Annotated in this window: 11 protein-coding genes; 7 read left to right on the top strand and 4 right to left on the bottom strand. The window is 64.1% G+C overall.

All coding sequences use genetic code 11. From position 1 onward, the window contains the following. Positions 1-175: 175 nt before the first annotated feature. Together N7422_RS26605 and N7422_RS26610 are read right to left on the bottom strand one after the other, a co-directional pair. Positions 176-1396, bottom strand: a complete 1221-nt coding sequence (locus tag N7422_RS26605) for a CaiB/BaiF CoA-transferase family protein (protein WP_279809324.1) — start codon at positions 1394-1396, stop codon at positions 176-178. A gap of 15 nt (positions 1397-1411) precedes the next feature. Next, on the bottom strand, positions 1412-2593 hold the full coding sequence (locus tag N7422_RS26610; RefSeq protein ID WP_028689912.1) for an acyl-CoA dehydrogenase: 1182 nt from the start codon (positions 2591-2593) through the stop codon (positions 1412-1414). Between the two features lie 163 nt (positions 2594-2756). On the opposite strand from N7422_RS26610, the gene N7422_RS26615 reads away from it, so the two are divergent. The 5 genes from N7422_RS26615 to N7422_RS26635 all read left to right on the top strand — a co-directional run bounded on the left by N7422_RS26615 (position 2757) and on the right by N7422_RS26635 (position 8763). Next, positions 2757-3656: a LysR family transcriptional regulator gene (locus N7422_RS26615; protein WP_279809325.1), complete on the top strand. Its 900-nt coding sequence runs from the start codon at positions 2757-2759 to the stop codon at positions 3654-3656. 438 nt (positions 3657-4094) lie between these two features. Then, positions 4095-5216, top strand: coding sequence for a Re/Si-specific NAD(P)(+) transhydrogenase subunit alpha (locus N7422_RS26620; RefSeq protein WP_279809326.1), 1122 nt, complete (start codon positions 4095-4097; stop codon positions 5214-5216). 11 nt (positions 5217-5227) lie between these two features. After that, positions 5228-5542, top strand: a complete 315-nt coding sequence (locus tag N7422_RS26625; RefSeq protein WP_110995049.1) for an NAD(P) transhydrogenase subunit alpha — start codon at positions 5228-5230, stop codon at positions 5540-5542. Between the two features lie 2 nt (positions 5543-5544). Continuing rightward, a complete protein-coding gene (locus tag N7422_RS26630; RefSeq protein ID WP_279809327.1) occupies positions 5545-6981 on the top strand; it encodes an NAD(P)(+) transhydrogenase (Re/Si-specific) subunit beta in 1437 nt (478 codons plus the stop codon). 288 nt (positions 6982-7269) lie between these two features. Beyond that, entirely contained in the window at positions 7270-8763 is a 1494-nt protein-coding gene (locus tag N7422_RS26635; RefSeq protein WP_279809328.1) for an acetyl-CoA hydrolase/transferase family protein, read from the top strand. Between the two features lie 103 nt (positions 8764-8866). Here N7422_RS26635 and N7422_RS26640 read toward each other — a convergent pair whose 3' ends face one another. Then, on the bottom strand, positions 8867-10534 hold the full coding sequence (locus tag N7422_RS26640; RefSeq protein ID WP_279809329.1) for a bifunctional diguanylate cyclase/phosphodiesterase: 1668 nt from the start codon (positions 10532-10534) through the stop codon (positions 8867-8869). Between the two features lie 256 nt (positions 10535-10790). Here N7422_RS26640 and rep point away from each other — a divergent pair, with 256 nt between their 5' ends. Beyond that, complete coding sequence (rep, locus tag N7422_RS26645) at positions 10791-12800, top strand: DNA helicase Rep (protein ID WP_279809330.1); 2010 nt, start codon at positions 10791-10793, stop codon at positions 12798-12800. Between the two features lie 63 nt (positions 12801-12863). Further along, a complete protein-coding gene (locus N7422_RS26650; protein ID WP_008092892.1) occupies positions 12864-13436 on the top strand; it encodes a xanthine phosphoribosyltransferase in 573 nt (190 codons plus the stop codon). 154 nt (positions 13437-13590) lie between these two features. Here N7422_RS26650 and N7422_RS26655 read toward each other — a convergent pair whose 3' ends face one another. After that, complete coding sequence (locus N7422_RS26655) at positions 13591-15450, bottom strand: acetyl-CoA hydrolase/transferase C-terminal domain-containing protein (RefSeq protein WP_279809331.1); 1860 nt, start codon at positions 15448-15450, stop codon at positions 13591-13593. Positions 15451-15487 lie beyond the last annotated feature (37 nt).

The raw sequence follows: 15487 nt of genomic DNA on the forward strand, positions 1-15487 counted from the left end.
AAAAATGAAATATTTAGCGAAAGGGCCGCATCAAAGCTGCCAGGTGTTCGCCACAACCCCTGCAGCGCCTACAAGATACCCCCTTCCCGGCACACACCTATATAGAAGCAACAGCTCCAAAAACAAAACGAGGAGGCCTACCGGCCTCCCCGCTTCCTTCTATATAGATAACGCGTCACAGCACCCCTGCAGCCCGAAGCCGCATCACGGTCTCCCCATCCAGCCCCAGCACATCTCCCAGCACCGCCTCGGTATGCTCCCCCAACAACGGCGGCGCCTGCCGATACTCCACCGGCGTCTCCGACAACCGAATCGGGCTGGCCACCTGCGGCACGCTGCCCGCCAACGGATGGGGAATATTCACCGCCAGCCCACGCGCCAACACCTGCGGATCCTGGAACATCTGCGCCAGGTCGTTGATCGGCCCGCACGGCACACCTGCCTTCTCCAGCTCGCTCACCCACTCGGCCGTGGTCTTGAACACCGTGGCTTGGCGAATCAATGGAATCAGCTCGGCGCGGTTGGCCACCCGTTGCTTGTTGGTGGCGAAGCGCGGGTCATCCGCCCACTGCGCCTGCCCGGCCACTTCCGCGAACTTGCGGAACTGCCCGTCATTGCCCACGGTAAGAATGAAATTGCCATCCGCCGTCGGGAAATCCTGGTACGGCACAATGTTCGGATGTGCATTGCCCAGCCGACGAGGCGGGGTACCCGTGGTGAGGTAGTTCATCGCCTGGTTGGCCAGGCAGGCCACTTGCACATCCAGCAGCGCCATGTCGATGTGCTGCCCGACCCCAGCCTGGTCGCGGTGCGCCAGGGCCGCCAGGATCGCCACGGTGGAATACAGCCCGGTAAGGATGTCGGTCAGTGCCACGCCCACCTTCATCGGCCCGGCCCCCTCCTCACCTTCCGGGCGCCCGGTCAGGCTCATCAGCCCGCCCAACCCCTGGATCATGAAGTCGTAACCGGCACGCTTGGCATAGGGCCCGGTCTGACCGAAACCGGTGATCGAACAATAGATCAGCTTCGGATTGACGGCCTTCAGGCTTTGATAGTCCAGCCCATAGGCTGCCAACCCGCCGACTTTGAAGTTCTCGATGACGATATCCGACTTCGCCGCCAGCTCACGCACCAGGCGTTGGCCCTCCGGCTGGGTGAAGTCGATGGTCACCGAGCGCTTGTTGCGGTTGGCCGACAGGTAGTAGGCGGCCTCGCTGGTGTTCTCGCCCCGGGCATCGCGCAGGAAAGGCGGCCCCCAGGAACGGGTGTCGTCACCCGCTCCCGGACGCTCGACCTTGATCACATCGGCGCCAAGGTCGGCCAGGATCTGGCCGGACCAAGGGCCGGCCAGTACCCGGGAAAGATCCAGCACCCGCAGATGGGAAAGCGCACCCATGGCCTGGCTCCTCTATTAGTAGAACGCCTGGATGCCAGTCTGCGCACGCCCGAGGATCAGCGCATGCACGTCATGGGTCCCTTCGTAGGTGTTGACCACCTCGAGGTTGACCAGGTGGCGGGCCACGCCGAACTCGTCGGAGATGCCATTGCCGCCCAGCATGTCGCGGGCCAGGCGGGCGATGTCCAGGGCCTTGCCGCAGGAGTTGCGCTTCATGATCGAGGTAATCTCGACCGCCGCCGTGCCCTCGTCCTTCATCCGCCCCAGGCGCAGGCAGCCTTGCAGGGCCAGGGTGATCTCGGTCTGCATGTCGGCCAGCTTCTTCTGGATCAGCTGGTTGGCAGCCAGCGGGCGCCCGAACTGCTGGCGGTCCAGCGTGTACTGGCGCGCTGTGTGCCAGCAGGCCTCGGCGGCACCCAACGCCCCCCAGGAGATGCCATAGCGCGCCGAGTTCAGGCAGGTGAACGGACCCTTGAGACCACGCACGTCGGGGAAGATGTTCTCTTCCGGTACGAACACGTTGTCCATGACGATCTCGCCAGTGATCGAGGCGCGCAGGCCGACCTTGCCGTGGATGGCCGGAGCGCTGAGACCGTCCCAACCTTTTTCCAGCACGAAACCACGGATATCGCCGGCATCGTCCTTGGCCCAGACCACGAACACGTCGGCGATCGGGCTGTTGGTGATCCACATCTTGCTGCCGGTGAGGCGATAGCCACCGTCGACCTTGCGGGCGCGGGTGATCATCGAGCCCGGATCGGAGCCATGGTTGGGTTCGGTCAGGCCAAAGCAGCCGATCCACTCGCCACTGGCCAGCTTCGGCAGGTACTTCTGTTTCTGTGCTTCGGTACCGAACTCGTTGATCGGCACCATCACCAGCGACGACTGCACGCTCATCATCGAGCGATAGCCGGAGTCGATGCGTTCCACCTCGCGGGCGATCAGGCCGTAGCACACGTAGTTCAGGCCACTGCCACCGTATTGCTCGGGAATGGTCGCGCCAAGCAAGCCGACCTCGCCCATCTCGCGGAAGATCGCCGGGTCCGTCTGCTCATGACGGAAAGCCTCCAGCACACGGGGTGCCAGCTTGTCCTGGGCGAACTGATAAGCGCTGTCGCGGACCATGCGCTCTTCTTCAGTGAGCTGCTGATCCAGCAGCAGCGGGTCGATCCAGTTGAAGCTTGCCTTGCCAGCCATGTGTGGATTCCTCGAAAGATGGGAACGAATTGTTGTGCTGGATTGATCCTAGGCCTGATCGGCGCGCGGGACAAACGAGGATTGCGCACGGTTTAGTGATATTTTCTCACTCCGTAATCGTCTAAAAGCCTTGTTCAAAGGCTGACATGTGAGGTTGACGTACATGCGCCGCAAGATCCCCAGCACCACCGCACTGGTCTGCTTCGAGGCGGCCGCACGCCACGAGAGCTTCACCAAGGCCGCCCAGGAACTGGCGCTGACCCAGGGCGCCGTCTGTCGGCAAATCGGCAGCCTGGAGGCCTTCCTCAATGTGGAACTGTTCCGCCGCTCGCGCCGGGGCGTGAAGCTGACCGAAGCCGGACTCTCCTATAGCCGCCAGGTAGCCACCCAACTGGATGCAGTGGAGCGCGATACCCTGTCGGTGATGCGCCAGCAGGGCGCCAATGTGATCGAGCTGGCGGTGGTGCCGACCTTCGGCACGCAATGGCTGCTGCCGCGCCTGAAGGACTTCCAGCAACGCCATCCGGACGTCACGGTCAACCTGACCAACCGCACCCGCCCCTTCCTCTTCGCCGACACGCCTTTCGACGCCGCCATCTACTTCGGTGACGCCGACTGGTCCGGCACCCAGTCCCATCGGCTGATGGGCGAAAATCCGCTGCCGGTGTGCAGCCCTGCCCTGCTGGAGGGACAAGGCGCCCTCGAGGGCGCGCGCATTGCCGAACTGCCGCTACTGCAACAGACCACGCGCCCCTATGCCTGGCGACAATGGTTCGACAGCCTGGGCATGAGCGTCGAGCACGACATGGCCGGCCCGCGATATGAACTGTTTTCGATGCTGGCCCAGGCCGCCATGCACGATATGGGGATCGCGCTGATCCCACCCTTCCTGATCCAGCGCGAGCTGCAGGAAGGCCGACTGGTGGTCGCTAACAGGCATGCCCTGTCCAGCGACAAGGCCTACCATCTGATGATTCCCGAGCGAAAGGTGGAGTCCGCGTCGCTCCGGGCGTTTCGCGATTGGCTGGTGGCCCAGGCCCAGCAGTACACCGCCACAAGATAAACTGACAACGGATTAAGCTGACCCCGTAGTCAATTATTTTGAACACCTACAGATATATGGATTTGTCGCAAATCCGTAATCTGTTCCGTACGCTCGAAAATCCGTATCAACCCTAGTGACTGCGCGGGTTTGCGGCTTATTTTGCGACATTCACAGCGCCGCTAGCGAAAACAGCCGAAAATTTTTCATTTTTTCCCCTAAGCTGCGGATAGCGCGTACTTGACGGGCTGTAACCGGATTGTTGCGACATACGGTCACAGGGTGACTTGTAGTTTTAAGTTCGTTTCGCTTCAGAACCGGTTGAAGGCCCCATGGTTCGTCTGCAAAATGCCTCCCCGCCCCGGATCCGGCGGGGTCGTGCTCTACGACCGCCCAGACGCACCACCCGAAGTGCGCTGGTTTCTACAAAGACAAAAGGTCACCGCAGGAGACAAAGTCGTGCACATTGGTGTTCCTCTCGAGACGCAGACGGGTGAGACAAGGGTCGCCGCGACCCCGGAAACCATCAAGAAACTGGTTGGCCAGGGCCATCAGGTCACCGTGCAACGGGGGGCAGGGCTCAGGGCCGCCATTCCGGACAGTGCCTATGAAGCCGTGGGCGCCACCCTGGGCGAAGCCGCCGACGCCTTCGGCGCGCAGCTGGTGCTCAAGGTGGTCGCGCCCAATGACCAGGAACTGGCGCTGATCAACGGCGGCAGCCTGCTGGTGGGCATGCTCAACCCGTTCAACAGCGAACTGATCGGCAAGATGGCCGAACGCGGCATCACCGCCTTCGCCCTGGAAGCCGCGCCACGTACCTCTCGGGCCCAGAGCCTGGACGTGCTGTCGTCCCAGGCCAACATCGCCGGCTACAAGGCCGTGTTGCTGGCCGCCCACCACTACCCGCGCTTCATGCCCATGCTGATGACCGCGGCCGGCACGGTGAAAGCCGCCCGTGTGCTGATCCTCGGCGCCGGCGTCGCCGGCCTGCAGGCCATCGCCACGGCCAAGCGCCTAGGCGCGGTGATCGAAGCGTCCGACGTGCGCCCGGCGGTGAAGGAGCAGATCGAATCGCTCGGCGCCAAGTTCCTCGACGTGCCCTACGAGACCGATGAAGAACGCGAGTGCGCCGAGGGTGTTGGCGGTTACGCCCGCCCGATGCCGGCCAGCTGGATGCAACGCCAGGCCCAGGCGGTACACGAGCGCGCCAAGCAGGCCGACATCGTCATCACCACCGCCCTGATCCCCGGACGCAAGGCACCAACTCTGCTCAGCGCCGAGACCGTGGCGCAGATGAAGCCTGGCTCGGTGGTGATCGACCTCGCCGCGGCCCAGGGCGGCAACTGCCCGCTGACCGTGGCCGACCAGGTGGTGATGGAGAACGGCGTGACCATCGTCGGCCCGACCAACCTGCCGGCCCAGGTCGGCGCCGATGCCTCGGCGCTGTACGCCCGCAACCTGCTGGACTTCATGAAGCTGCTGTTCGACAAGGACGGCGCACTGGTCATCAACCTCGAAGACGACATCGTCGCCGCGTGCCTGATGTGCCGCGACGGCCAGATCGTGCGCAAGAACGGCTGAGGAGCACGACAATGGAAGACCTGTTGATTTCCCACGGCATCTACAACCTGATCATCTTCGTGCTGGCCATCTACGTGGGCTACCACGTGGTATGGAACGTCACTCCGGCCCTGCACACGCCGCTGATGGCGGTCACCAACGCCATCTCGGCGATCGTCATCGTCGGCGCCATGCTGGCGGCCGCGCTGACCGTCACACCGGCCGGCAAGGTCATGGGCACCCTGGCCGTGGCGCTGGCCGCGGTCAACGTGTTCGGTGGCTTCCTGGTCACCCGCCGCATGCTGGAAATGTTCAAGAAGAAAACCAAGAACGAGGCGCAGAAGTAAGCATGAGCATGAATCTGGTAACGCTTCTGTACCTGGTCGCCTCGGTCTGCTTCATCCAGGCGCTCAAGGGCCTCTCGCACCCGACCACCTCGCGCCGCGGCAACCTGTTCGGCATGATCGGCATGGGCATCGCCATCCTCACCACGGTCGGCCTCATCTATAAGCTGGGCGCCGAGCTGGCGACCGCCGGCATCGGCTACGTGATCGTCGGCCTGCTGGTCGGCGGCACCGCGGGGTCGATCATGGCCAAGCGCGTCGAGATGACCAAGATGCCCGAGCTGGTCGCCTTCATGCACAGCATGATCGGCCTGGCCGCGGTATTCATCGCCATCGCCGCCGTGCTCGAGCCGCAGTCGCTGGGCATCGTCGCCAGCATCAGCGACCCGATCCCCACCGGCAACCGCCTGGAGCTGTTCCTCGGCGCGGCTATCGGTGCCATTACCTTCTCGGGTTCGGTGATCGCCTTCGGCAAGCTGTCGGGCAAGTACAAGTTCCGCCTGTTCCAGGGCGCACCGGTACAGTTCGCCGGCCAGCACAAGCTGAACCTGATCCTGGGCCTGGCTACCATCGCCCTGGGGCTGCTGTTCACCTTCACCGGCCATTACAGCGCGTTCACCCTGATGCTGGCCCTGGCCTTCGTCATGGGCGTGCTGATCATCATCCCGATCGGCGGCGCCGACATGCCGGTGGTGGTGTCGATGCTCAACAGCTACTCGGGCTGGGCGGCGGCCGGTATCGGCTTCTCGCTGAACAACTCGATGCTGATCATCGCCGGCTCCCTGGTCGGCTCCAGCGGTGCGATCCTCTCGTACATCATGTGCAAGGCGATGAACCGCTCGTTCTTCAACGTCATCCTCGGCGGCTTCGGCGGCGATACCGATGCAGGCGCGGCGCAGGGTTCGAAGGAGCAGCGCCCGGTCAAGTCCGGTTCGGCCGACGACGCCACCTTCCTGCTGAGCAACGCCGACAGCGTGATCATCGTCCCGGGCTACGGCCTGGCGGTGGCCCGCGCCCAGCATGCGCTCAAGGAACTGACCGAGAAGCTGACCCACAACGGCGTGACCGTGAAGTACGCGATCCACCCGGTGGCGGGCCGCATGCCCGGGCACATGAACGTGCTGCTGGCCGAGGCCGAGGTGCCGTACGACCAGGTGTTCGAGATGGAGGACATCAACGCCGAGTTCGGCCAGGCCGACGTGGTGCTGGTGCTGGGCGCCAACGACGTGGTCAACCCGGCGGCGAAGAACGATCCGAAGTCGCCGATCGCCGGCATGCCGATCCTCGAGGCCTTCAAGGCCAAGACCATCATCGTCAACAAGCGCTCCATGGCCAGCGGTTATGCGGGCCTGGACAACGAGTTGTTCTATCTGGACAAGACCATGATGGTGTTCGGTGACGCGAAGAAGGTGATCGAGGACATGGTCAAGGCGGTGGAATAGACCCTGGGGCTGCCGTGCAGCCCTTTCGCCGGCAAGCCGGCTCCCACATCGACCGCGGCAGGTTCAAGACTTGCGCCGCATTTGTGGGAGCAGCGCGGCCCTGACACAAGACGGTCGCCCTCACATCGACAAACCCCGGGAGGCAATTCCCGGGGTTTGTGGCATTTGCATGATCCAGATCAACGGCTCTATTTCCGGGCTTCGCATTCGACCATGGTCGTGGGACGGCACCGGGCGAAATCTCTAGACTGCGCTTCCAGTAGCCTCAGTAGCCCGAGATAACAATCCATGTACCGTGATCGTATCCGCTTGTCCTCCCTGCACAGCAAGGTAATGAGTGCGGCTGACGCCGCTGGCCTGATCCAGGACGGCATGACCGTCGGCATGAGCGGTTTCACCCGCGCCGGCGAAGCCAAGGCCGTGCCCCACGCACTGGCCGAGCGTGCAAAACAGTCGCCGCTGAAGATCAGCCTGATGACCGGCGCCAGCCTGGGCAACGACCTGGACAAGCAACTGACCGAAGCCGGCGTGCTGGCTCGCCGCATGCCGTTCCAGGTCGACAGCACCCTGCGCAAGGCCATCAACGACGGCCAGGTGATGTTCATCGACCAGCACCTGTCGGAAACCGTCGAACAACTGCGCAACAAGCAACTGACCCTGCCCGACATCGCGGTCATCGAAGCGGTGGCGATCACCGAACAGGGCCACATCGTGCCGACCACCTCGGTGGGCAACTCGGCCAGCTTCGCGATCTTCGCCAAGCAGGTCATCGTCGAGATCAACCTGTCGCACAACGCCAACCTCGAAGGCCTGCACGACATCTATATCCCGACCTACCGCCCAACCCGCACGCCGATTCCGCTGGTGAAGGTCGACGACCGCATCGGCAGCACCGCCATCCCGATCGACCCGGCCAAGATCGTCGGCATCGTCATCAGCGACCAGCCGGACTCGCCGTCGACCGTGCTGCCGCCTGACCACGAGACCCAGGGCATCGCCGACCACCTGATCGCCTTCCTCAAGGGCGAGGTGCAGGCCGGCCGCATGACCAATCAGCTCGGCCCACTGCAGGCCGGCATCGGCAGCATCGCCAACGCGGTGATGTGCGGCCTGATCGAGTCGCCGTTCGAGAACCTGACCATGTACTCCGAAGTGCTGCAGGACTCGACCTTCGACCTGATCGACGCCGGCAAGCTGAGCTTCGCCTCGGGCAGCTCGATCACCCTGTCGAGCCGTCGCAACGCCGATGTGTTCGGCAACCTGGAGCGCTACAAGGACAAGCTGGTGCTGCGTCCGCAGGAAATCTCCAACCACCCTGAAGTAGTGCGTCGCCTGGGGATCATCGGCATCAATACGGCGCTGGAGTTCGACATCTACGGCAACGTCAACTCCACCCACGTCTGCGGCACCAAGATGATGAATGGCATTGGTGGCTCGGGTGACTTCGCCCGCAACGCGCACCTGGCGATCTTCGTCACCAAGTCGATTGCCAAGGGCGGCGCGATTTCCAGCGTGGTGCCGATGGTCAGTCACGTCGACCACACCGAGCACGACGTGGACATCCTGGTGACCGAGGTGGGCCTGGCAGACCTGCGTGGTCTGGCACCGCGCGAGCGTGCCCGGGTGATCATCGACAACTGCGTGCACCCGGACTACCGCGCCGCGCTGAACGATTACTTCGAGCGCGCCTGCCAGCGTGGCGGGCATACCCCGCATATCCTGCGGGAAGCCTTGAGCTGGCATGAGAACCTGGAAGAGACCGGGCGCATGCTGGCTGGTTGATCATCTTCACGGTTTGAAATCGCCGGGGGCGCTTTGCGCCCCTTTCGCGACGCAAGGCCGCTCCTACAGAAGATCGCGACCCCCTGTAGGAGCGGCCCGCAATCTACAAGGTCTGCGCCAGGCTCGGGGTCGGCACCTGCAACAGGTACTCGATCAACTCCCCCACCGGCAACGGCCGGCTCACCAGGAATCCTTGCACCTGGTCGCAGCCAAACGCCCGCAGCAACGCCAGCTGCGCCTCACTCTCCACCCCTTCGGCCACCACCTCCAGGTTGAGGTTGTGCGCCAGATTGATCATGGCGTGTACCAGCTTGGCATTCTCCTCCCGCTGCTCCATGCCGCCGACGAAGCTGCGATCGACCTTGAGCAGGGTGATCGGCAGGCTGTTCAGGTGCACGAACGACGAGAAGCCGGTCCCGAAGTCATCCAGCGAAAAACGCACCCCAAGGCGCCCAAGGGCGTCCATGGTCTGGCGCACCAGCTCGTTGCGCCGCATCACGGCGGTCTCGGTCAGCTCAAATTCCAGCCAGCGGGCGTCGACGCCGTGCTCGACGATCAGCCGGCTCAGGGTGGCCAGCAACTGGCTGTCCTGGAACTGGCGGAAGCTCAGGTTCACCGCCATGTGCAGCGGCGCCAGGCCGCGCTCGCGCAGGGCCTGCATGTCGCTCAGCGCCCGTGAGATCACCCAGTAGCCCAGCGGCACGATCAGCCCGCTCTGCTCGGCCAGCGGCACGAACTCGCTTGGCGCGAGCAGGCCGCGCTCGGGGTGGTTCCAGCGCACCAGCGCCTCCAGCCCGACGATGCGGCCATCGGCCAGGTTCAGCCGCGGCTGGTAGTGCAGCTCCAGCTCGTCGCGGCGCAGGGCACGGCGCAGCTCGCTCTCCAGGTCGGCCAGGCTGCGGGCGTTGCGGTTGATGCGCTCGTTGAACACGTGGAAGGTACAGCCCTGGCTGCCTTTGGCCTGGCGCATGGCGATATGCGCGTGCCACATCAACGGATCGGCACCGGCCTGGGCGCGGGCATGGGCGATCCCCAGGCTGCAGCCGAGCAGCAGGCTCTCGCCGTCGATCCAGTAGGGCTCGGTCAGCGCCTCGGTGATGCGCTCGGCCATCCATTCGGCGCGGCCGGGATCACGCCGGGTGTCGATCAACAGGGCAAACTCGTCGCTGCCCAGGCGCGCCAGTTGATCGCCCGCCTCCAGCTGGTGCTTCAGGCGGGCCACGACCTGCAGGATCAAGCGGTCGCCGCCCTGGTGGCCGAGGGCGTCGTTGACGTGGCGGAAGTTGTCCAGATCGAGATGGCCGAGCGCCAGGCCACGCCCTTCGTTCTCGGCCAGGCGCGCGGTCAGCAGGGCCTGGAAGCCCTGGCGATTGGCAATGCCGGTCAGCGGATCCTGCTCGGCCAGACGCTGCAGCGTGGCCACCAGCACACCGCGCTCACGCACATGGCGCAGCGAGCGGCGCAGGGTGTCGGGGGTCAGTTGCGCCAGCACCAGCCAGTCGCTGACCCCAACCGGCGGACTTACCGGTTCCTGCTCCAGCAACAGGATGGTCGGCAGCTCGCAACGCCCGGGCGCCGGCTGCAGGTCGGGCGTGGCCAGCACCACCGCCTGGCGGTCATTGGCGAACAGGCTGTCCACCGCCGCCCAATTCGGCGCGGTCAGCAGCACGGCGCTACCGCCCATCGGCTGCAGGCACTCGCGCAGATGCACGGCCCATTCCGGCTCATCGGCCAACAGCAGCAAACGCAGGGGTTCGACAGGCGTGGACAAGCGGGCTCCTTAGACATGGGCGGTGGAACGGCGAGCGCGGGCAATCCTACCCGAATAATTGGAAATGATTTTCACTTTTAATCATTGCCCGTCCCTGGTCGCCATCCCGACGCAATCTGACGTGCATCCTGCGCGAAAGTAGCAGATGCGGCAAATCCGATTCGCGCCCTGCATCACAACGTCAGACGGTCGCGCATTAACTGCCCCATGCCTGCTAGAATGCGCGGCTATTTTCTGGTTACCCCCGGTTTCTAGCATGTCCCGACTCAATCCCCGGCAACAGGAAGCCCGAGACTACGTCGGCGGCCCTCTTTTGGTGCTCGCCGGTGCAGGCTCCGGCAAGACCAGCGTGATCACGCGCAAGATTGCCCACCTCATCCAGAACTGCGGCATCCGTGCCCAGTACATCGTGGCGATGACCTTCACCAACAAGGCCGCGCGCGAGATGAAGGAGCGGGTCGGCACCCTGCTGCGACCGGGGGAAGGCCGGGGCCTGACCGTGTGCACCTTCCACAACCTGGGGCTGAACATCATCCGCAAGGAGCACGAGCACCTGGGCTACAAGCCCGGCTTCTCGATCTTCGACGAGTCCGACATCAAGGCGCTGCTGTCGGACATCATGCAGAAGGAATACTCCGGCGACGACGGCATCGACGAGATCAAGAACATGATCGGTGCCTGGAAGAACGACCTGATCCTGCCGCCCGAAGCCCTGGAAAAGGCACGCAATCCCCGCGAGCAGACCGCCGCCATCGTCTACACCCACTACCAGCGCACGCTCAAGGCGTTCAACGCGGTGGACTTCGACGACCTGATCCTGCAGCCGGTCAAACTGTTCCAGGACCACCCTGAAGTGCTCGAGCGCTGGCAGAACCGCGTGCGCTACCTGCTGGTGGACGAATACCAGGACACCAACGCCAGCCAGTACCTGCTGGTGAAGATGCTGATCGGCATGCGCAACCAGTTCACCGTGGTGGGCGACGACGACCAGTCGATCTACGCCTGGCGCGGAGCCCGCCCCGAGAACCTGATGCTGCTCAAGGAGGACTACCCCTCCCTGAAAGTGGTGATGCTGGAGCAGAACTACCGCTCCACCAGCCGCATCCTGCGCTGCGCCAACGTGCTGATCGCCAACAACCCGCATGCTTTCGAAAAGCAGCTGTGGAGCGAGATGGGCGTGGGCGACGAAATCCGCGTGATCCGCTGCAAGAACGAGGAAGCCGAGGCCGAACGCGTGGCCATGGAAATCCTCACCTTGCACCTGCGCACCAATCGCCCGTACAGCGACTTCGCCATTCTCTATCGCGGCAACTACCAGGCCAAGCTGATCGAACTGAAGCTGCAGCACCACCAGGTGCCGTATCGCCTGTCCGGCGGCAACAGCTTCTTCGGTCGCCAGGAAGTCAAGGACCTCATGGCCTACCTGCGCCTGCTGGTGAACCCGGACGACGACAACGCCTACCTGCGGGTCATCAACGTGCCGCGCCGCGAAATCGGCTCGACTACCCTGGAAAAACTCGGCAACTACGCCACCGAGCGCGGCATTTCGATGTACGCCGCCAGCGAGGAAATGGGCCTGGGCGAGCACCTGGACGCCCGCTACACCGAGCGCCTGCAGCGCTTCAAGCACTGGCTCGACGGGGTGCGCCACAAGGTCGCCCTGGAAGACCCGATCGCCGCGCTGCACGAGATGATCCGCGATATCGACTACGAGAACTGGATCCGCCAGCAGACCGCCAGCGACAAGGCTGCCGAATTCCGCATCAGCAACGTCTGGTTCCTGGTCGAAGCGCTGAAGAACACCCTCGAGAAGGACGAAGAGGGCGACATGACCATCGAGGACGCCATCGGCAAGCTGGTCCTGCGCGACATGCTCGAGCGCCAGCAGGAAGAGGAAGAGAACGCCGAAGGCGTGCAGATGATGACCTTGCATGCCTCCAAGGGCCTGGAATTCCCCTACGTGTTCATCATGGGCATGGAGGAGGAGATCCTCCCCCATCGCTCGAGCATCGAGGCCGACACCATCGAAGAGGAACGTCGCCTGGCCTACGTGGGCATCACCCGCGCGCGCCAGACCCTGGCCTTCACCTTCGCCGCCAAGCGCAAGCAGTACGGCGAAATCATCGACTGCACGCCCAGCCGGTTCCTCGACGAACTGCCGCCGGACGACCTGGCCTGGGAAGGCCTTGACGATGCGCCCGTGGAAGTCAAAGCCGCGCGCGGCAACAACGCGCTGGCCGATATCCGGGCAATGCTCAAACGCTGATCAACCATTACTCTTTAACTTTGCCGCTCTTTGCGGCCACCTTTGTTACATCGGAGACACACAGTGGAAGCACTGCAGCAGAAGATTCGCGAAGAAGGCATCGTGCTTTCCGACCAGGTACTCAAAGTCGATGCGTTTCTCAACCACCAGATCGACCCTGCCCTGATGCAGCTGATCGGTGACGAGTTCGCCCGCCTGTTCGCCGATGCCGGCGTGACCAAGATCGTCACCATCGAAGCATCGGGCATCGCCCCGGCGGTGATGACCGGCCTGAAGCTCGGCGTGCCGGTGATCTTCGCGCGCAAGCACCAGTCGCTGACCCTGACCGAGAACCTGCTGACTGCCACGGTGTACTCCTTCACCAAGCAGACCGAGAACACCGTGGCCATTTCGCCACGCCACCTCAACAGCAGCGACCGCGTGCTGGTGATCGACGACTTCCTGGCCAACGGCAAGGCGTCGCAAGCGCTGATCTCGATCATCAAGCAGGCCGGCGCCACCGTGGCAGGCCTGGGTATCGTCATCGAGAAATCGTTCCAGGGCGGCCGTGCCGAGCTGGACAGCCAGGGCTACCGCGTCGAGTCGCTGGCCCGGGTCAAGTCGCTGGAAGGCGGTGTGGTTACCTTCATCGAGTAAAGCCTTGCTCGTACCCTGTAGGAGCGGCCTTGTGTCGCGAAAGGGGCGCGTAGCGGCCCCAGGATTTCAGCGTTCATGCACAGATCGCCGGGGCCGCTTTGCGGCCCTTTCGCGACACAAGGCCGCTCCTACAGGGGGCCAGGAGTGCCCGGCATCATCGAGTTGCCTGAAGCGCCGCCAGCAGCAACCGCTGATACAGCTCCTCCTTCAAACCCTGCGGGTCATCCAGTTGCATTCGCACCAACTGTGCCGCATACCCCTCAGGCCCAGGCGCATCCAGCGCTGCCTTGCCCAGCTCCAGCACCTCGCTCAGCTTGAACTTGCTCTTCAACCAGTTCAGCGCCCGCAACAGGTCCCGCTCCTCTGCCGTGAAATCAGTCCCCAGTGGATACTCCGGGAACAACCGCGCATGCCGTGCCCGAGTCCGCTCGAGCCGCTCAGGCGTGTTGTCCTTGAACCGCGCATCCAGCTCGAAGTCCTTGGCCAGCTTGCCCGCCGCCTTGGCCCGTTCCATCAGCTCGCCCTGGAAGCGCGAATCGCTGATCGCCAGCAACCGTGCGATCACTTCGCTGTCGGTCTGCCCGCGCAGATCGGCGATGCCGTATTCGGTGATCACGATGTCCCGCAGATGTCTGGGGATGGTGCAGTGGCCGTAGGTCCAGTACAGGTTGGAGGTGACCTCGCCACCGGCCTCGCGCCAGCTGCGTAGCAGCAGGATCGAGCGGCCACCCTCCAGCGCATGCCCCTGGGCGACGAAGTTGTACTGCCCGCCCACGCCGCTGAGCACCCGACCATCTTCCAGCTGGTCGGCGACACCCGCGCCCAGCAAGGTCATGCCGAACACCGTGTTGATGAAGCGCGCATCCCGTCGCTGGCGGCGCTTGAGGTCTTCCTGACCGTAGAGTTCGTTGATGAAGCTGATGGCACTCATGGCAAAGCGAGCACGCTGCGCCAGTGGCATCTCGCGCAGGCGCTCGTAGAACGCCCGAGGGCCGAGGAAGAAGCCGCCATGGATCAGCACGCCGTGCTCGTCCGCGGGGCGGCGCACCACCCCGGCTTCGGCCAGGGCCAGCAGGCCGTTGACGAACATCTCGCTGCAGCCGTACAACCCTTGGGCAAAGGTATCCAGCCCCCCTTCCCGCGCGATCAGTGCCTGCCATGGGCCGACATCCAGTTCGTCGAGCAGCGCACAGTAGCCCTCATTGTCACCCTGGCGCGCCAGCAGCGCCGCCGCCACCGCATCGCCCATCGCGCCGATGCCGATCTGCAGGGTTCCGCCGTCACGCACCAGGGTGCTGGCGTGCAGGCCGATGCAGTGGTCCTGGGTGTTGACCGGCATGTTCGGGGTGGAGAACAGCCGCCGCTGATCGGGCTGGTCGATCAGCAGGTCGAAGTGTTCCAGGCCCAGCTCCGAATCGCCGGGCATGTAGGGCAGTTCGCTGTGCACCTGGCCAAGCACCAGGATGGTTTCTCCCGCCGCCCGGCGCCGGGCGATCATCGGCAACAGGTCAAGGGTGATGTCAGGGTTGCAGGCCAGGCTCAGGTGGTCCGGCCTCTCGGGCGTGGCAGCCACCAGCTGGGCGACCAGGTTCAGACCCTTGGCGTTGATGTCGCGGGCGGCATGGCTGTAGTTGCTGCTGACGTAGTCCTGCTGCGCCGCGTCGCTGTGCAGCAGGCTGCCGGGTTGCATGAAGAACTGTTCGACGCGGATGTTCGGCGGCAACTGGTCGGCACGCAGATCGGCGAGGTAGGCGAGCTCCTCGTAGTCGGCGAACACGCGCTCGACGAAGGGCTCGAGGAAGCGCCGCTGCAGGCCGTCGCCCAGTGACGGGCGGCCGAGCGACAGGGCGGTATAGATCGTCAGGCGCCGCTCAGGGAGCTCGCGGATTCGGGCATACAGCGCGTTGACGAAGGCATTGGGCTTGCCCAGGCCCAGGGGCAGGCCCATGTGGATATGGGCGGGCAGGCGCTGCAGGACCTCGTCCACGGCCTGGTCTATGGGACAGCGCAGCATCGGAGCCTCCTGGGACATCATGGGTTCAGGGGTTGGA

The sequence above is a fragment of the Pseudomonas sp. GD04091 genome, assembly GCF_029836165.1.
In the GTDB taxonomy this organism is placed as follows: Bacteria; Pseudomonadota; Gammaproteobacteria; order Pseudomonadales; family Pseudomonadaceae; genus Aquipseudomonas.

Bases quoted from the DNA above. Each gene is read 5' to 3' on its own strand.
- N7422_RS26605 (WP_279809324.1), bottom strand. From the start codon at position 1,396: ATGGGTGCGCTTTCCCATCTGCGGGTGCTGGATCTTTCCCGGGTACTG.
- N7422_RS26610 (WP_028689912.1), bottom strand. From the start codon at position 2,593: ATGGCTGGCAAGGCAAGCTTCAACTGGATCGACCCGCTGCTGCTGGAT.
- N7422_RS26615 (WP_279809325.1), top strand. From the start codon at position 2,757: ATGCGCCGCAAGATCCCCAGCACCACCGCACTGGTCTGCTTCGAGGCG.
- N7422_RS26625 (WP_110995049.1), top strand. From the start codon at position 5,228: ATGGAAGACCTGTTGATTTCCCACGGCATCTACAACCTGATCATCTTC.
- N7422_RS26630 (WP_279809327.1), top strand. From the start codon at position 5,545: ATGAGCATGAATCTGGTAACGCTTCTGTACCTGGTCGCCTCGGTCTGC.
- N7422_RS26635 (WP_279809328.1), top strand. From the start codon at position 7,270: ATGTACCGTGATCGTATCCGCTTGTCCTCCCTGCACAGCAAGGTAATG.
- rep (WP_279809330.1), top strand. From the start codon at position 10,791: ATGTCCCGACTCAATCCCCGGCAACAGGAAGCCCGAGACTACGTCGGC.
- N7422_RS26655 (WP_279809331.1), bottom strand. From the start codon at position 15,450: ATGCTGCGCTGTCCCATAGACCAGGCCGTGGACGAGGTCCTGCAGCGC.